The sequence below is a fragment of the Microlunatus antarcticus genome (assembly GCF_014193425.1).
Lineage (GTDB): Bacteria > Actinomycetota > Actinomycetes > Propionibacteriales > Propionibacteriaceae > Microlunatus > Microlunatus antarcticus.
Map to the genome: position 1 here is coordinate 2,088,128 of NZ_JACHZG010000001.1, position 16,909 is coordinate 2,105,036.

The 16,909-nt window shown below is 70.5% G+C and carries 19 protein-coding genes; 10 read left to right on the forward strand and 9 right to left on the reverse strand.

From position 1 onward, the window contains the following. The first annotated feature begins 197 nt into the window (after positions 1 to 197). From FHX39_RS09700 to FHX39_RS09710, 3 genes are all read left to right on the forward strand, one after another. Positions 198 to 521 carry a hypothetical protein gene (locus tag FHX39_RS09700; RefSeq protein ID WP_183337926.1) on the forward strand — a complete coding sequence of 108 codons (324 nt, stop codon included), beginning with the start codon at positions 198 to 200 and terminating at the stop codon, positions 519 to 521. Beyond that, a complete protein-coding gene (locus FHX39_RS09705; protein WP_198423337.1) occupies positions 518 to 1,084 on the forward strand; it encodes a hypothetical protein in 567 nt (188 codons plus the stop codon). Before FHX39_RS09700 ends, FHX39_RS09705 begins: the two co-directional genes overlap by 4 nt. Before the next feature lie 119 nt (positions 1,085 to 1,203). Continuing rightward, positions 1,204 to 1,869, forward strand: coding sequence for a class I SAM-dependent methyltransferase (locus FHX39_RS09710; protein ID WP_183337928.1), 666 nt, complete (start codon positions 1,204 to 1,206; stop codon positions 1,867 to 1,869). A gap of 126 nt (positions 1,870 to 1,995) precedes the next feature. Here FHX39_RS09710 and FHX39_RS09715 read toward each other — a convergent pair whose 3' ends face one another. The 7 genes from FHX39_RS09715 to FHX39_RS09745 all read right to left on the reverse strand — a co-directional run bounded on the left by FHX39_RS09715 (position 1,996) and on the right by FHX39_RS09745 (position 9,757). Further along, positions 1,996 to 2,589 carry a rhodanese-like domain-containing protein gene (locus FHX39_RS09715; protein ID WP_183337930.1) on the reverse strand — a complete coding sequence of 198 codons (594 nt, stop codon included), beginning with the start codon at positions 2,587 to 2,589 and terminating at the stop codon, positions 1,996 to 1,998. 485 nt (positions 2,590 to 3,074) lie between these two features. Continuing rightward, entirely contained in the window at positions 3,075 to 4,451 is a 1,377-nt protein-coding gene (locus FHX39_RS22105; RefSeq protein ID WP_183337932.1) for an MBL fold metallo-hydrolase, read from the reverse strand. 82 nt (positions 4,452 to 4,533) lie between these two features. Continuing rightward, positions 4,534 to 5,739, reverse strand: coding sequence for an NAD(P)/FAD-dependent oxidoreductase (locus FHX39_RS09725; protein WP_183337934.1), 1,206 nt, complete (start codon positions 5,737 to 5,739; stop codon positions 4,534 to 4,536). A gap of 300 nt (positions 5,740 to 6,039) precedes the next feature. After that, positions 6,040 to 6,435, reverse strand: a complete 396-nt coding sequence (locus FHX39_RS09730; RefSeq protein WP_183337936.1) for a cytochrome c oxidase subunit 4 — start codon at positions 6,433 to 6,435, stop codon at positions 6,040 to 6,042. Then, a complete protein-coding gene (ctaD, locus tag FHX39_RS09735) occupies positions 6,432 to 8,261 on the reverse strand; it encodes an aa3-type cytochrome oxidase subunit I (protein ID WP_183337938.1) in 1,830 nt (609 codons plus the stop codon). The genes FHX39_RS09730 and ctaD overlap by 4 nt, the downstream gene beginning before the upstream one ends. After that, a complete protein-coding gene (locus FHX39_RS09740; RefSeq protein ID WP_183337940.1) occupies positions 8,258 to 9,184 on the reverse strand; it encodes a cytochrome c oxidase assembly protein in 927 nt (308 codons plus the stop codon). Before FHX39_RS09740 ends, ctaD begins: the two co-directional genes overlap by 4 nt. A 78-nt stretch (positions 9,185 to 9,262) precedes the next feature. Next, positions 9,263 to 9,757 (reverse strand): DUF2243 domain-containing protein, encoded by a 495-nt coding sequence (locus FHX39_RS09745; protein WP_332836758.1) that lies wholly within the window; start codon positions 9,755 to 9,757, stop codon positions 9,263 to 9,265. 235 nt (positions 9,758 to 9,992) lie between these two features. Here FHX39_RS09745 and FHX39_RS09750 point away from each other — a divergent pair, with 235 nt between their 5' ends. From FHX39_RS09750 to FHX39_RS09770, 5 genes are all read left to right on the forward strand, one after another. Then, positions 9,993 to 10,454 (forward strand): hypothetical protein, encoded by a 462-nt coding sequence (locus FHX39_RS09750; RefSeq protein WP_183337942.1) that lies wholly within the window; start codon positions 9,993 to 9,995, stop codon positions 10,452 to 10,454. Between the two features lie 32 nt (positions 10,455 to 10,486). Then, complete coding sequence (locus FHX39_RS09755) at positions 10,487 to 11,350, forward strand: sulfurtransferase (RefSeq protein ID WP_183337944.1); 864 nt, start codon at positions 10,487 to 10,489, stop codon at positions 11,348 to 11,350. 160 nt (positions 11,351 to 11,510) lie between these two features. Continuing rightward, entirely contained in the window at positions 11,511 to 12,326 is an 816-nt protein-coding gene (locus tag FHX39_RS09760) for a GntR family transcriptional regulator (RefSeq protein ID WP_232530608.1), read from the forward strand. Then, positions 12,323 to 12,655 carry a rhodanese-like domain-containing protein gene (locus FHX39_RS09765; RefSeq protein WP_183337949.1) on the forward strand — a complete coding sequence of 111 codons (333 nt, stop codon included), beginning with the start codon at positions 12,323 to 12,325 and terminating at the stop codon, positions 12,653 to 12,655. Before FHX39_RS09760 ends, FHX39_RS09765 begins: the two co-directional genes overlap by 4 nt. Beyond that, on the forward strand, positions 12,652 to 13,542 hold the full coding sequence (locus FHX39_RS09770) for a sulfite exporter TauE/SafE family protein (RefSeq protein WP_183337951.1): 891 nt from the start codon (positions 12,652 to 12,654) through the stop codon (positions 13,540 to 13,542). Before FHX39_RS09765 ends, FHX39_RS09770 begins: the two co-directional genes overlap by 4 nt. Here the strand turns inward: FHX39_RS09770 and FHX39_RS09775 are convergent. Continuing rightward, a complete protein-coding gene (locus FHX39_RS09775; RefSeq protein ID WP_183337953.1) occupies positions 13,429 to 14,409 on the reverse strand; it encodes a cytochrome c biogenesis CcdA family protein in 981 nt (326 codons plus the stop codon). The genes FHX39_RS09770 and FHX39_RS09775 overlap by 114 nt on opposite strands. Further along, positions 14,406 to 14,915, reverse strand: a complete 510-nt coding sequence (locus FHX39_RS20685) for a DsbA family protein (protein ID WP_198423338.1) — start codon at positions 14,913 to 14,915, stop codon at positions 14,406 to 14,408. The genes FHX39_RS09775 and FHX39_RS20685 overlap by 4 nt, the downstream gene beginning before the upstream one ends. Positions 14,916 to 15,391: 476 nt before the next feature. Between FHX39_RS20685 and FHX39_RS21755 the strand changes: the two genes are divergently transcribed. Together FHX39_RS21755 and FHX39_RS09790 are read left to right on the forward strand one after the other, a co-directional pair. Further along, positions 15,392 to 15,733: a YidH family protein gene (locus FHX39_RS21755; RefSeq protein WP_183337957.1), complete on the forward strand. Its 342-nt coding sequence runs from the start codon at positions 15,392 to 15,394 to the stop codon at positions 15,731 to 15,733. A gap of 49 nt (positions 15,734 to 15,782) precedes the next feature. After that, positions 15,783 to 16,877 carry a sulfite oxidase gene (locus FHX39_RS09790; protein WP_198423339.1) on the forward strand — a complete coding sequence of 365 codons (1,095 nt, stop codon included), beginning with the start codon at positions 15,783 to 15,785 and terminating at the stop codon, positions 16,875 to 16,877. Positions 16,878 to 16,909: the final 32 nt, after the last annotated feature.

The window sequence follows — 16,909 nt, forward strand, 5'->3', positions numbered from 1 at the left end:
GGGGCCCCGCGGTTCGGTCGATGCGCTGCCGGCGATCTCGGTGGCCCGCCTGAGGAACACCGAGGAGAAAGGGAGGTCACCCCTAAGCCGAATGTACGTACACCTCGTTAGAGTGATGGCACTGAGTGCTGGTCGGTCTGGACCGGCGTCGAGGGAGGTTCCATGGCGGGGCGACGGGGATCTGCGCTGATCAGAGCGTGGTGTTCGTGATGGTCGTCCTGGCCCTGGGTCTGACGACCGTGCTGCGACCGAACCCCTCCGCGGCGACCGAGGGCGCGGAGGCTCCTGCGGCCTCGGTGGGCAGCGAGAGCCCGTACGGCATCGGCGTGGATCCGGCGAGGCGTTGGGAGAACGACCCGATGGCTCTGGAAGCGGTCCAGGCTCCGGTCGTGCTCGTGGAGCACGCCGACTTCCCCTGCCCCTTCTGCGGGGTCTTGTCGGGGTGTGCTCCGGCCACGTTCGACGAGGCCGAGGTCGAGTCATCCCGCCGCGAGCTCGTCGACGACGAGCGGGACCGGTGATCGCCGAGGAGGACGGGTCGCTGACCGCCGTCGAGCTGACCCGTGGGCCGCGGGACGCAGAGCCACGGCCGGCGACCTCGGGGCGGGTCGAGGCGGCCAGGTCGTCCCTGAGCGCCCTTCGGGGGCGCGGCTGGCTGGTGGTGGCCGCGAGCAGCGTGCTCATCGCCGTGGTGGTGGGGGTCCCGACGGACCTGATCGACACCCCCTGGTTCAGCCGGGAGATCCCGCCCACGACGTGGTCCTACCCGGTCTGGGTGGTGACCTCGGCGCTGGGCGGTCTGCTGATCGGGTTGAGCAGCCTCACCGCGCGAGAGGCACCCCGGTCCGAGGGCCAGCGCGGCGGCATGGTCGGCGGTGTCCTCACCTTCCTGGCGGTCGGCTGCCCCGTGTGCAACAAGGTGGTGCTGATGGTGCTGGGAAGCTCCGGGACCGTCACCTTCTTCGAGCCCCTGCAGCCGTTCATCGCGGCCGCGTCGGTGCTCCTGCTCGGTTGGGCCCTCGTCCGTCGGCTCAGCGCGGGCCGGTGCGTTCCGTCGAGAGGGAGCGGGGTGTGCCGGCGGTGAGAACCGCCGGAACCGGGCGACGGCCTTCGTTCCTGCCCGGTCGCTCGGACTGAGCACGGTTCCGTCATGCTCAGCCGAGGCCCCGTGGTCGCACCAGCGCACGAGACCGAGAAGTGAACATGCCCAGCAGCGGGCGGTCAGCCGCACCCGACCTGCGGGGGAACGCCGCGCACCCGGTGTTCGCCCGGCTCTACGCGCCGGTAAGGCGGATCCTCGACCGTGCCGGCTTCGCCGCGCGGCGCCAGCGCCTGCTCGCGGAGCTGGGTGGAGTGGTGGTGGAGGTCGGGGCCGGCGACGGCGGCAACTTCGCCCACTACAGGGCAGCGGTCACCCAGGTGGTCGCGGTCGAGCCGGAACCCCGACTCCGGGCAGCGGCCGGATCGGCGGGGTCTCGTGCGCCGGTCCCCGTCGTCGTGGTGGCGGGCGTCGCCGAGCATCTGCCGATCGTCGACGCCCGCGCCGACGCGGTCGTGTTCACGCTCGTCCTCTGCTCGGTGAACCAGCTCGACCGCGCCGTCGACGAGGCGTTCCGCGTCCTGCGCCCCGGCGGACGACTGGTCCTCGCCGAGCACGTCCGCGCGCCAGGCCGGGGATGGGCCCGGGTGCAGGATGTGCTCGACGCCACGATCTGGCCGCGGATCAGCGGTGGATGCCACCTCGGCCGCGATCCCCGTGCCGCCTTGGTCAGAGGCGGCTTCGAGATCGTCTCCGAAGAGCCCTACCGGCTGCCCCGACGCGCCAGCCCGGTGTCGTTCCACGTCAGTCTGACCGCGAGGAAGCCCTGACTGCTCGCTGCTCGTCCATGGGCGCTCGCGCTTGGGCGACGTGGGAGAAAACGATGCCCGGGGGTGGCCTCCCCTCACGGAAGGCCACCAGGGTGGCCGCTCAGTCCGTGGCGAGCAGGCTCGGTGTCAGGACCTCGTCCCGCTCGAGGTCGGGAGCTGGTCGAGCAGGTGCTCGGGGTTCGTCTGGACGCTGCGGTTGTAGGGCAGTGCGGACAGCAGCCGGCCCATGGTGCAGGTGTCGGTGAGGGCTGAGACGGTGAGCCCGGCGCCGATGCCACCGGCCAGCAGGACGGCCTTGGGTGCCCAGCGGCTGGCGAGGACCCCGACGAGGACGAGACCGCCGGCGACCAGGCGGACCTGCCGCTCGAGCGCCCAGCGGCTCTGGCCCTGGACGACCTGGCCGCCGGCCGCGGCGTAGCCGGGGACACCGGTCGTGAGGACGTGCAGGTCGTCCATGCCGCTGCCGCTGAGGCGCTGGCGGGCCTGCTCCGCCCGTACGCCCGACTGGCAGACGAGGACGACCTTGCCCTCGAGCCGCTCGGCGAGGAGCGGCGCGTGCTCGTCGACGAGGTCGAGCGGCACGTTGTACGAGCCGGCGATGTGACGGGTCTCGAACTCCGCAGGGCTGCGGACGTCGACGACGCTGACGGACCCGAGGTCACGCATCCAGGCGAGGAGAGTGGTCGCGTCGATCTGGTCGGCAGTGGGTGTCGTGGGCATGGTCATGTCTCCTTGGGGTCGGTCTCGCTGCGCGACGGTCTGAGGGTGGGGCGGATTCGGCGCGATGCGGTGCCCCCACGTCGTGCTGAGCCCAAGAGTGCCCGCAGGTGCTCGGGGTACGCGCAGCCGACGAGTGATGGCGCCGAGCGTTCCTCATCCCCTGCTGACGTCAGCCCTGACGAGCACCAGGTCGGCTCACGGACGTCGTCCTACCGACGACCGAAGATCCTCCCGAGCAGGCCCGCCCCGCCGCGCCTGGCTCCGCCGTCGGGGTGTCCGCACCAGTCGGCGGCCGGCACCTTCTGCTCGACCTTGGCGATGTGCTGGCCGCAACCGGCCCAGGTCGTCTTGCCGCACTCTCGGCAGGTCACTGCTCGGCACATCGTGGTGGCTCGACTTTCGTGGGACGTGAGGTTCTGAGAAGGACGTGCCTCGGCGTGGAGCCGACGTAGGCGGAGGTGTTCGGACTGCCGGGCCGAAGGACCTCAGGTGGTGGTGAGGTGGCGGTCGACGGCCGCGGAGTAGTTGTCGTTGATGTAGACGACGTCGCGGTCGGCCCGGTCGAGCAGGCTGGCGGCGATGCTGGCCCGGAACCCGCTGGCGCAGTGGACCCACAGCTGGGCCGCCGGGAGCTCGTCGAGGCGCTCGAGCAGTGCGTGCAACGGGACGTGCACCGACCCCTCGATGAAGCCCCCGGCACGCTCGTCGTCACGACGGACGTCGAGGACGACCTGGTCGGTGACCTCGGGGTCGAGCAGCGTGGAGCCCGGCTGGAAGGCGGGGTCGGCGAAGGTGACCTCGGGGTAGTGGCTGTGCTCGTGGTCGCCGGCGATCTGGTCGAGCGAGCCGGTGGCGGCGCCGGTCAGGTCGTCGATGCCGATGCGGGAGAGCTGGCGCTGCGCGGCGGTGACGTCCTCGGGGGTGTCGCCGATCAGGGTCAACGAGCTGCCCCACGGCATCAGCCAGCCCAGGTAGGTCGAGAACTGGGTGCCGAGGGCGATGCTCACGGTCCCGGCGAGGTGGTCGCTGGCGTACGCGGTGCGGTCGCGCAGGTCGACGACCCACTCACCGGCGTCGAGCTGCTTGCGCAGCTCGTCCGGGCCGAGGGTGCTGGGCGCGGCCAGGTTCGCCGGCCCGGGACCGGCGAGGTTCGCGGGCCCCATGTGGGCGTAGTAGGCCGGGTAGGCCGTCAGGTTGGCGATGAGCGTGTCGACGAAGGTCTCCTCGTCCGCGGTGGTCAGCGCGTCGTTGATGCGCTTCTCGTCGCCGATCGTCGAGGCGTCGCCACCGGTGGCGGAGCCGGCGGAGCAGAAGCTGCCGAAGCCGTGCGTGGGGTAGACGGGCGTCGCGTCGTCGAGCAGGTCGGCGAGCCGGTGCGCTGAGTGGAACTGGTGGTGGGTGAGCTCGCGGGTCAGGTGGTCGCCGAGCAGGTCGGTCCGACCCACGCTTCCGTAGAGCAGGGACCCGCCGGTGAAGACCGCGGTGCTGTCGTCGGTCGGGTCGGTGATGACGTAGGCGAGGTGGGACAGGGTGTGTCCTGGGGTCGCGACCGCGGTGATGGTCATCGGCCCGGCGGTGATCGTGTCGCCGTCGACGACGGCGGTCCGCTCGAAGGTGACCGGGTCGGCGGCGTTGACGACGTAGGCCGCGCCGGTGCGGCGGGCGAGCTCGAAGCCGCCGGTGACGTAGTCGTTGTGGATGTGGGTCTCGAGGACCACGACGCAGCGCAGGTTCCGCTCGGCCAGCAGCGTCTCGACCCGGTCGATGTCGCGCTGCGGGTCGACCACCACTGCCGTGTCGCCGGCGGCGATGAGGTAGCTGCGGTCACCGAGATCGGCGGTGGAGATGACGTCGACCTTCACTGAGGGTCCCTTCTTTCAGTCGTGGTACGGGTTCTGCTCGAGGGCCGTGCCTGTCGGATGATCGTGCAGGCCCGGGCGGGGGTTAGGCGAGGCCTTTGAGGATGAAGTTCCAGTACAGGAACGGCAGCCCGCGGCGCTTGAGGAACCACATGTCCTTGCGCTCGCGGGTGGTGTCGATGATGGGGAACGACGGCGCCGGCTGCATCGAGTAGTCGAACTCGGCGAGCAGCATCTTGTCCCGCGCCGTGGTCAGGGGGCAGGAGGCGTAGCCCTGGTAGCTGCCCGGCATGTCCTTGCCCTTCATCACCGCGTCGAGGTTCGCCACGACGACGGGCGCCTGCTTGCGGATGGCCGCGCCGGTCTTGGAGTTCGGCGTCGACCCGGCGTCGCCGAGGGCGAAGACGTTGGGGTAGCGGGTGTGCTGCATCGTGTTCTTGTCGACCTGGACGTAGCCGGCGGGGTTCTCGGGGTCGGCCAGCGAGGTCTGCTTCAGCCAGTCCGGCGCCGACATCGGCGGGACGGTGTGGAGCAGGTCGTAGTCCAGCGACTCCTTCGTCTGGTTGGCGTTGTCGGCGATGATCGCGCGACGGGAGTCGGGGTCGACCTCGACCATCTCGCTGCTCTTGCGGACGTTGATGCCGTAGTGCGCGACGACGCGCTCGAGCTCGTCGGAGAAGACCTTGACCCCGAACATGCCGGGGGTCGGCAGCACGAGGGTGATCTCGATGTCCTTGAGGACGCCCTGCTGGCGCCAGTAGTCGGCGGCGAGGTAGGCGATCTTCTGCGGTGCCCCCGCGCACTTGATGGGTCCGGACGGCTGGGTGAACAGCGCACGGCCGGACTTGAGGGCCTTGATGTTCTCCCACGTCTTCGGCGCGAGGTCGTACGTGTAGTTGCTGGACGCAGCCGGGCTAGTCATCGCGTCGGCCATGCCGGGCACGACGCCCCAGTCCAGCTGGGTGCCGGGGCACACGACGAGGTAGTCGTAGCCGACCCGGGCGCCGGACGCGGTGGTGACCTGCTGCTGGTCGGGGTCGATGTCGACCGCGCGGTCCTTCACCCAGCCGACGCCGCGCGGCATCACCGAGGCCTGCGTACGCCGTGATTCCGAGTCCGGGGCGCACCCGCCGCCGACCAGCGTCCACAGCGGCTGGTAGTAGTGCGAGTCGCTCGGCTCGATGATCCCGATGTCGGTGACGCCCTCGCGCTGCAGACGTGCCGCGACCGAGATCCCGGCGTTCCCGCCCCCGACGATCAGAACCTCGTGGTGCATCGGTGCCTGGCTCATGCTGCTCACGTCCTCGTGCTCGATGGCTTGTCGACCTGCGCGTCCTGCTGGTGAGCCCGCTCCGCGGGCGACGCGACGCACACAGTTGAAATGTCCGTACATCTAACTCTAAATGTACGCACACGTCGGCGTTGGGGCAAGAGGAGCGCTGGGACCAGCTGGGGCAAGGCATCGACAGGCGGGCAATGCGGTGGATCGAGAACCACGTGAGCCGCAGGCGGCAGGACAGCCACCGGCCTGGATCGCCGTCGGGGCCGCCCTGGTCAGAACTTCCCGCTTCGATCTCGGGCTGCGGAAGTGTCAGTGGGCGTGGTCTCCCCGGTAGAACTCGAAGATCAACCCGCTGAGCGTGACGGCCCCGAACCCGAACCCAAGGATCATCAACCACCAGCCGAACACCGGGCCGAGGATCACCAGGGTGAAGGTCAGGGCCACGAACAGCGGCCACTTGCTCTGCGGGGGGAAGAAGCCGAGCTCGCCGGCGCCTTCGGCGATCTCGCCGGACTTCTTGTCCTCCGGGCGGGGGTCGATGCGGCGCGAGATCAGGCTCAGGTAGAGCGCGATCATCAACGACAGGAAGAAGGTCAGGGTCAGGGCCGCGGTGCCGGCGGGGTCGCTGCTCATGAGCCAGTAGATCGGGGTGATGGCGGCGTAGAAGACGGTCAGGGCCACGAAGACCCAGCTCTCGGCTCTCATCCGCGCCCGGCCTCGTCGTCGTTGATGTCGGACGAGGGCGGTGACTGGTTCGGGTGCTCGTCGTCGTACGCCTCGACCGGATCATCCGACTGGCCGCTGACGCGCTCCTCGAGCAGCGCCCGTCGCCCGGTGTCGTCGGCGGAGTCGACCAGGGTGTCGCGCAGCTCGCCCTCCATGTCGTTGTACTCGGACAAGGAGACCTCGGGGTGGTGGAGGTCGAACGCGGGGGACTCCGATCGGATACGCGGGATCGAGGTGAAGTTGTGCCGCGGCGGCGGGCACGACGTCGCCCACTCCAGCGAACGGCCCCAGCCCCACGGGTCGTCGACGCCCACCATCGGGCTGCGCAGGCTCTTCCACACGTTCCAGATGAACGGCAGCATCGAGGCACCGAGCAGGAACGCGCCGGCCGAGGAGACCTGGTTGAGGACGGTGAAGCCCTCGTTCGGTAGGTAGTCGGCGTAGCGGCGGGGCATGCCCTCGACGCCGAGCCAGTGCTGGACCATGAACGTGGTTTGGAAGCCGATGAACAGCAGCCAGAAGTGGATCTTGCCGAGCCGCTCGTCCAGCATCCTGCCGGTGAACTTGGGCCACCAGAAGTAGTAGCCGGCGAACATCGCGAACACCACCGTCCCGAAGACGGTGTAGTGGAAGTGGGCGACCACGAAGTAGGAGTCGGACAGCGCGAAGTCCAGCGGCGGCGAGGCCAGGACCACCCCGGTCAGACCCCCGAACAAGAACGTGATCAAGAACCCGATGGCCCACAGCATCGGTGTTCTCATGGCGATGTTGCCGCCCCACATTGTGCCGATCCAGTTGAAGAACTTCACCCCCGTCGGCACCGCGATCAGGAACGACATGAACGAGAAGAACGGCAGGTTCACCGCACCGGTCACGTACATGTGGTGCGCCCACACCGCCACGCTCAGAGCAGCGATGGACAGCGTCGCCCCGACCAGACCGACGTAGCCGAACACCGGCTTGCGGCTGAACACGGGCAGGATCTCGGTGATGATGCCGAAGAACGGCAGCGCGATGATGTAAACCTCGGGGTGGCCGAAGAACCAGAACAGGTGCTGCCACAAGATCGGGCCGCCGTTCGCGGCGTCGAACACGTGCGCGCCGAGCTTGCGGTCGGCCTCCAGGACCAGCAGGGCGGCGCCGAAGATCGGGAACGCGACCAGCACCAGCACCGAGGTGACCAGCACGTTCCAGGTGAAGATCGGCATCCGGAACATCGTCAGCCCGGGCGCGCGCATCGTGACGATCGTGGTGATGAAGTTGACCGAGCCCAAAATCGTGCCGATCCCCGACATGTACAGGCCCATGACCCACAGGTCCCCGCCGACACCAGGGGAGTTGACCGCGTCGCTGAGCGGCGCGTAGGCGAACCAGCCGAAGCTGGCCGCGCCCGACGGCGAGAGGAAACCTGAGACCACAACCAGCGCACCGAACAGGTAGAACCAGTACGACAACATGTTCAGCCGCGGGAAGGCGACGTCGGGAGCGCCGATCTGCAGCGGCATGATCGCGTTCGCGAAGCCGGCGAAGAGCGGGGTCGCGAACAGCAGCAGCATGATCGTGCCGTGGATCGTGAAGAACTGGTTGTAGGTCTCGTACGACATGAACTGCATGCCCGGGTAGGCCAGCTCGGCGCGGATCCCCAGCGCCAGCAGACCGCCCAGCAGGAAGAACGCGAACGTGGTGACGAAGTAGAGGTTCCCGATCACCTTGTGGTCGGTGGTGACCATCCACTTCCACGACACCGTGCCCAGCTGGCGTCGGGGGATGGCGACCTCGGTCGCGGTGCGCTGCAACGTGGTCATCTGCTGATCTCCTGCCGGCCGGGCGCGGCCTCGGGGAAGACCCTCGAGGTGGTGACGATGTCGTTCGAGCGAGGCCATGGGGCCGAGGTGTTCACGCGTCGGTGGGCAGCGAGGAGGTCCGTCGCAGCAGGTGCCGGCGTCGGGTCGGCGCGGTGTGCCCGGGGCCGGGTCGAGCGGTACCAGCGTGCGCACAGCAGCACGATCAGGGCCAGGTCGACGGCGTCCCCGCCGTAGTACATGAGCATCGCGCCGGTCCGCCCCGCAGCTGGCGCCACGCCCTCGGGCGGGCCGGCGTACAGCAGCTTGGCCAAGATGTCGTGCGCGGCGAGCGCGAGCACGAGAACCAGGGCACGGTGCGGGTAGCCGCGCCTGTGCGGCATCGGGTCGACGCTGACGATCGCGGCGCTGAACAGGTACCCGGCCGACAACATGTGCACGTGCACGACCACGTGCAGCCAGGCGTGGCGGTGCATCGCTGGGTAGAGCCCGGTGGTGTAGAGCAGCCACAGCGCGCCCACGTCGAGCACCGCGGCCACGCCCGGCTCGGTCAGCACCCTCACCGGCCGGCTGGACAGGACGGCGCTGACCCGTCGGGCAGCGGGCACCGGGAGAGCACGCAGCAGCAGCGTCACCGGCGCCCCGAGGACCAGCAGCACAGGTGCGGCCATGCCGAGAAGCAGGTGCGCCGCCATGTGCGCCACGTAACTGGTCTGCGCCGCAGCAGCCAGCGGGCCGGTGACGGCCGCCAGACCGAGCAGCGTGCCGCCCAGCCAGGACACCGTCCGCCCGGCCGGCCAACCCCGTTCACGGCTCGCCGTCACCAGCCACAGATAACCGACCGTCCCGACGACGGCCGCGGCCAGGCCAAGGACCTCCAGGACAGCAGCCCCGGAAGCCATGGAGTGCATCGCGTGCTGATCCATGGCCCTCTGCCTACTGCGCCACGAGGAGCGTGCGGAGCACCGAGACGGTCCTCCGGCTCGGCACCCGGCCTGCTGGGCTCACCGCTGGCGGCTGTCGCCGGCCCGAGTGCGTACGGTCAGCACCGTCCCGATCGCGACCATCACCGCTGCGGTGAGCGACCAGGTCAGGTCGTAAGGCAACAGATCGACGTCGTAGCGGATCTGGTGCAGCTTCATCAACTTGTGCTGCACGAGGCCGTCGTAGAGCTGGAAGCCGCCGGTGCCGATCAGCACTCCTCCGACCCAGCGGGTCCACCACAGGCCTTGACGACGACGCAGGTCGGCGAGCAGGAACAGCCCCGCGACCACGGCGAAGAACCCCAGGGCGTGGAACAGCCCGTCGGAGACCAGCCCGACCTCGAGGGTGGACTTATCGTAGAAGTGGTGCCAGTGCAGCAGCTGGTGGAACACCGTCTCGTCGATGAAGGCAGCCAGCCCGATCCCGGCCAGGGTGCCGGAGGCCGTGTTGCGCGCCTTGTGCGACAGCGAGCTGGCTGCACTCGTCTGCCGCCGCAGCAAAGAAGCTGAGGTCACAGCAAACCCTCCTGGGGGGACGAAGCGGTCGGACGGGCAGAAGAGCTGGCCGGAAGAACCAACTTGCTCTCACCATAACGTTTGCTATCGAGCGAGCAAGAGGCCATCGTAGGCACCAAGCAGGTTGCGGCGCGGGAGCGCGCCCCGGCGAGATGCGTGGTGTACGTACATTTGATCCCAGCGATCGCCGAAGAGTCAAGAGAGCACGGATTGCGGACGCCGGTAGCGTTCGCTGATGGCAAAGCAGAGGTTGCCCGCGTCGTCCGCTCGAAGTGCCGTCCCCACGCCCGGCGCGGTTCTGCGGCTCGAGCTCAGCGAAGCGCACCGGATCCTGGACCGGGCCGAGGCGGCCTTGACGGCGATGGAAGCAGCCAAGCGTGAGCCCGGCAGCATCACGTCCGTCCGCCGGCCGGAGCGCTACTACCAGCTCCTCGTCGACGTCTACGAGCGCGGCCGGCACGGCGTCCCTGCCGAGGTGTTCGCCGCTCTGGGTCGTGAGCGCGGCTACGACGCCCGGGGTCTCGGCGGGTTCTTCGTCGGCGGACGAGCGCCCTTACGCCGACCTCCCACCAGAGCCACCGCCCTCACCGCCGGATCAGCCTCTGCGGAGCCCGCGGACGCCCACGTCGCCGCCGGCGTGCAGCTCAGCGCCGAAGGCCACCGGCTGCTGGACCGCTACCTCAACGACGCCTCGTGACCGCCGGCTCGACGCAAGTCGACAGGTCGCGGGTGCTGGTCGACGCCGCCTGGATGGTGGACCACCTCGACGACCCGTCCGTGGTGCTGCTCGAGGTCGACGACCGGCCGGCGCTGAACCACCGCGGCCACCTGCCCGGGGCGCAACTCCTGGACTGGGCCCGCGACCTCCAGGACCCTGTTCGTCGAGACCTGCCTACCCCGGAGGCGATCGCCTCCCTCTGGCGTCGGGTCGGTGTCCGCGCCACCTCGACCGTCGTCTTCTACGGCGACCTGCACAACTGGCTCGCCGCCTACGGCTGCTGGCTCTTCCGCGCCTACGGTCTCGCCGACGTCCGTCTCCTCGACGGCGGACGGGGCAGCTGGATCGCGCAGGCGCTGCCGCTCACGACCCGGCCGCCCGACCCCGCGGACGAGGGCCCCGTACCCGTCCCACGACTGGACCCGACGGTGCGCGCCACCCGCGCCCAGGTCGTCGACGCCGCCCGCCACGGCGCCCTGCTCGACGTCCGCACGCCGCAGGAGTACGTCGGGGAGTGGCTGACCGAGCCCGAGTACCCAGGGGAGGCCGCCCACCGACCTGGGCACATCCCCGCGGCCCGCAACCTGCCCTGGGACGCCATGATCACTCCCGACGGCCTGGTCCGTCCCGAGGACGAGCTGGAGTCGCTGTTCGCCGGCGCCGGCGTCACCCGCGACCGGCCGCTGGTGCTCTACTGCCGCGTCGGTGAACGCAGCGCCCACACCTGGCTGTTGCTGCACGACCTGCTCGGCTACCGCAACGCCACCAACTACGAAGGGTCGTGGACCGAGAGGGGAAGCATGACCGGGATGCCCATCCAGCTCGGCCCCGACCCGGGACACCTTCCCGACCTCGCCGGCCCGACCCCCTGGTAGACGGTCGGCTGAGCGGGTCTGCATCAGGGCCGCGCAGGACTCCTTCTCCGGCTCGAGGCTCGGGCTCCTTGCACGAGAGGAAATGTACGTACATCATGGAGGTGTGCCAGCAGACAGTGCAGTGACCACGTCGGAGCCCGGTGCCGCTCAGCCTCCTCGGTTGGAGCGGACGTCGAGCCGGCCGCTGTGGGCGCAGCTCCAGGACGACATCAGCGCCCGCATCGACGCCCACGAGTACGACGACGCGTTCCCCGGCGAGCATGCGCTGGCCGAGGAGTACCAGGTCAGCCGCCAGACCGTGCGTCTGGCGTTGCGCAGCCTGCGCGAGGCCGGAGTGCTGAGCGCGGAGAAGGGCAAGCCGCCGCAGGTGGTGCACACCATCTCCCAGCCGATGGGCACCCTGTACAGCCTGTTCGCGTCGGTCGAGGCCTCGGGACGGACCCAGCGCAGCGTGGTCCTTGCCCTGGACGAACGCACCGACGCGGTCGCGGCCACCCACCTCGGGCTCCCGGCGACGGAGCCTCTCGTCTTTCTGGAGCGGCTGCGCCTGGCCGACGACGAACCCCTGGCCGTCGACCAGGTCTGGCTGCCGGCCCGACTGGCCCGCCCGCTGCTCGACGTGGACTTCACCCACACCGCCCTCTACGCCGAGATGTTCCGACGACTCGGCCTACACCTGGGCGGGGGGCAGGAGGAGATCGTCGCCGTCACCCTGAACCGCACCGAGGCCGCACGGCTGGACACACGGATCGGCGCAGCCGCGTTCGCCCTGTCCCGGCTCGGCTGCCACCGCGGCGCCCCGCTCGAGTGGCGTCACACCGTGATCCGCGGGGACCGCTTCCGTCTCCTCAGCCGCTTCAGTCCCGGGTCGGGCTACACCTTGCACCTCGGCACCCAGCCGAGCTCCTCGGCTGCCGGCGCCGACGCCCCTGGCCAGCCCGGCACCAACCAGTTCTGTGGATCGGAGAACCCATGAGTCGCGAGGCCGACCTCGACCCGCAGGACGCGTTCGACCTGCTGCGCCGCGGCGAGATCCGCATGCTCGACGTCCGCGAGCCCCACGAGTGGGCCAACGGACACCCCGAGGGGGCCGACCACCTCCCGCTCGGCGACGTCACGGCCGATGCTGTACCGGACGACCGGCCCGTGCTCACCGTGTGCCGCTCGGGGAGGCGCTCCGGCCAGGCCGCCGACCGCCTGAGCAGCACCCACGAGGTACGCAACGTCGCCGGCGGGCTGACCGCGTGGGCCGAGCAGGGTCTGCCCCTGGTCGACGACGCGGGACAGCCCGGGACCCTCGGGTGAGCCTCGCCCTCGGGCTGCTCATCGGGCTGGTGATCGGACTGACCCTGGGCGCGCTCGGCGGCGGCGGGTCGATCCTGACCGTGCCGGCCCTGGTCTACGTGCTCGGGGAGTCGGGCCAGGACGCGACCACCGCCAGCCTCGTCATCGTCGGAATCAGCTCCGCGATCAGCGTGGCGTCCTACTCCCGCGACCGCCACGTGCGCTGGCGCACCGGGCTGCTCTTCGGCGTCACCGGTGCCGGCGCCTCCTATGCGGGGTCCTTGCTGAACCGCAGCGTCCCGGAGAACCTCCTGCTCCTCGCCTTCGCCGGGCTGATGCTGCTCGCCGGCGCCGCGATGCTGGTCAAGAGCCTGCGGCGCCCGGCCACCCGGCGTCCCGTCCTGGCCCGCGACCTCGTCACCGCCGGACGGGCCGGTTCGGCCGCGACCTCGGGATCCACGCTCCCCGTGCTGGAGACCCGGTCTGCCGTTGGAGCCCCCGACAGCGCGGAGGCGAGGGCGGACAACGCGCGCCGGGCCCGTAGGCTGAGCGCGGTGCAGCTCGTCGTGGCCGGCGTCGTCGTCGGCTTCCTCACCGGCTTCCTCGGCGTCGGTGGCGGGTTCTTGATCGTGCCCGCCCTGACGATGCTGCTCGGCTACCGGATGTGCGTCGCCGTCGGCACCTCGCTGCTGATCATCGTGTTCAACTCGGCGGTGTCCTTGATGTCGCGGGTCGGGCACCAGCACTTCGACTGGTCGGTGATCGTGCCGGTCAGCCTGGCGGCCGTCCTCGGCTCACTCGCCGGCAAACGGGTCGCTGACCGTCTTCCGCAACGCGTCCTGAGTCGCGCCTTCGCGATGCTCGTCCTGCTCGTCGCCCTCTACATGGGGGTCCGCGGGCTCATCTGACCCGCTCGATCGGCGCTTGGACCAGTGGCGCCCGGCCAAGACGACCAACACCAGCAGCACCCCTCCCGCCACGACCAGCACGTCGGGCACCCGGGCGGTCCACCCCAGCAACGCCGACTCCAACCGGAACTGCGCGTCGACACCGAGCAGGCCGCCCAGGTCCGCGGTCCCGCCGGTCGCCAGCAGCAGCACACCGATCGCGACGAACAGGGCTCCTGAGACCAGGCTGACGACCGTGGTGGTCTGGCCCAGCACCCGCACCGTGCGCGGACGGAGCCAACGCCACCGTCGCGCCGACGTCCAGCGCGGCCACACGAGCGCCAGGCAGAAGACCGGCACGACCATGCCGACCGAGTAGACGGCCAGGACCGCAGCCCCGTAGGCCGGGTCGCCCCCGACGGCGGCGACGGCCAGCACCGATCCCAGCACCGGGCCCGAGCACACGCCCGCCACCCCGTACGTCGCGCCCAGCACGAACACCGCCACCACCCCCCGCGGGTCACGACGTCGCTCTTGGTCCGGTACGGGTGGCGAGTACCGCCGGCCCCGGATCGCTGCCCAGCGTGGCAGGCGCGGGCGTCGGACCTGGAACGCCTGCAGCACGCCGAGCACGATCACGACGCACGACAGCACCGTCACCACGACCGTGCGCCGCGGACCTCCCACCATCCCGAACGCCCCCGCCGCCAGCCCCAGCGGCACCATCGTGACGAGCAGCCCCGCGAAGAACACGGCCGTCCGGCCCAGCAGCTGCGTCTTGGCCGTGAACGCGTAGGCGAAGAAGCTCGGCACGAGCAGGGCCGCACACGGGCTGAGCACGGTCAACAACCCGCCCAGCAGAGCCCCGGCGTACCCGATCGTGGTCACGAACGCGCCAGTCGGTCGATCTTCTCGGTGAACACCGCCGTCGGCTGCGCACCCAGCACCGTCTCGGTGTTCACGAAGAACGCCGGCGTGCTCGGCACCCCCAGCTGCCCCGCCTCGTCCTCGTCGGCCTGCACCCCCGCCATCCCGGTCTGGCCGTCCAGGTCGGACTCGAACCGAGCCAGGTCCGGCACCCCCGCCGTGCGGGCCAGGTCCACCAGCTTCGCCCGGGTCAGCGACGCGTGCCCCCGCGCCGGGGCGGCTGCGTAGACGGCGTCGTAGAACGGCCAGAACCGGCCCTGGTCCGCCGCCGCCCGACCCGCCAGCGCCGCCTGCGCCGACTCCTCGCCGAAGATCGGCATGTCACGGAACTCGATGCGCAACGTGCCCGCCTCGACGTAGTGCATCAGCGCCGGCTTCGTCTCCCGCGCGAACACCCCGCAGAAGGGGCACCGGAAGTCGGCGTACTCCACCAGGACCACTGGCGCGTTCACGCTGCCCAGCGCCATCGGGTCCCCCTCGACACGACGCGACAGGTCCTGGTCCTCCCCGGGACGCGCCGATGAGCCGGCCTCCGTCGACCCCTCGTCCGACGTGCTCGACCCGTCCGGCGCCACCTCGTCTGTCGGTGCCTGCGAGGGGGCCGGCGACGGGCTGCTCGCCTGGCTCGTTCCCGTCGCAGGGCTGTCTGCCCCGGGAGAGGGTGACGGACGCAGCAGGCTCACCACCACCAGCAGCGCCGCCACCACGGCGATCGCAGCGATGACCCAGTACCGCCGCGTCGTTCGGCCACCGGTCCGGACGCCCGGGCCCCCCGTGTCGCTCTGCTCAACCATCACGCCACCATAGGTGTACGGACATTCCAGCTCCCAGTCGCTGACGCGCGCCACGGATAAGAACAGGCGGTGCGACAGTGAGACCGAAGGACCGGCGAAGGAGGCCGATGAACGGACCGGCGAGGTCACGACCAGGCAGGAGCCGCATTGTGAGTGAGAGCGAGCACCTGGGCACCCTGACCCGTGACCTGCTGGCGAACGAGCGGACCTACCTCGCGTGGCTGCGCACCGCCGTCAGCCTGATGGTCGTCGGTCTCGCCGTGGCCCGGCTGCTCGACCCCGGTCACATCGGGCCGTTGGTCGCGGGAATCCTGCTCACCGCCGTTGGCGCGGTCGGCGTCGCCTACGCCACCCGAAGGTCCCGCGTGGCCGCGGCCCTCATCGAGCGCGGTGACATCGCCGGCCGCGACAGCGGCCGGGCCATGACCGTCGTCTCCACCGTGCTCGTCCTCACCGTGGCCGCAGCGCTGGTGCTGCTGCTCCTGCTGTGAAGCGGGCGCGGGTCGACAACATCAGCACGACGGAAGGAGCAGGACGGCAATGAGCTGGGGCAAGCGGGCGGAGATGATCGTCCACGAGCAGGACCCGTACAACGCCGAGCCGCCGCCCGGCTTGCTCGCCGACGCCTTCATCACCCCGACCGACGTCTTCTACAGCCGCAACCACGGACCAATCCCCGACCTCGACCCCGAGACCTGGTCGCTGCGCGTCGACGGCCAGGTGTCGCGGCCGCTCACCTTGACCCTCGACCAGCTGCAGGCCTTCGAGCACGTGACCCTGAGCGCGACCCTGCAGTGCGCCGGCAACCGACGCGCCGACCTCATCCGCGTCCGCGACATCCCCGGCGAGCACCCCTGGGGACGCGCCGCGACCTCGACCGCGACGTGGACCGGCGTGCGGCTGCGTGACGTCCTCGACGCCGCCGGGCTCGACCCGACCCTGACCGACGGGCACGTGGCGTTCGACGCACCCGACGTCTCTCCGATCGCCGACCCGCCCCAGCCGTACGGCGGCTCGGTGCCGCTGACGAAGGCACGAGGTCCTGAGGTGCTGCTGGCCTGGGCGATGAACGGCGAACCCCTCACCCAGGTCCACGGCGCCCCGGTGCGTGTCGTGGTGCCCGGCTACATCGGCGCGCGCAGCGTCAAGTGGGTCCAGCACGTCACCGTCCAGCCCGGACCGTCCGACAACTACTTCCAAGCCACCGCGTACCGGATCGTGCCGCCCGACGCCGACCCCAAGCACGCCGGCCCCGCCGACGGCATCTCGCTCGGCCCCGTCCCCGTGAACGCCGCGATCCTCACACCCGCCGACAGCAGCCACCCACCTGCCGGTCGCACCCACATCAGCGGATACGCCTACGCCGGCGGCGACCGCACCGTCGCCCGGGTCGACGTCTCCGCCGACGACGGCGCCACCTGGACCCAGGCCGAGCTCACCCACTCCGACGACCGCTGGACCTGGACCACGTGGACCCTCGACCTCGACCTCGACCTCGAGCCGGGCCGACACGTCCTCGCCGTGCGGGCCTGGGACAACACCGGCGCCCAACAGCCGCAGTCACCCGAAGCGGTGTGGAACCCGAAGGGTTACGCGAACACCTCGTGGGACCGCCTGCAGCTCGACGTCGTCTGACGCATGGCCGCTTGGCCAGGTTCTCGCGACGT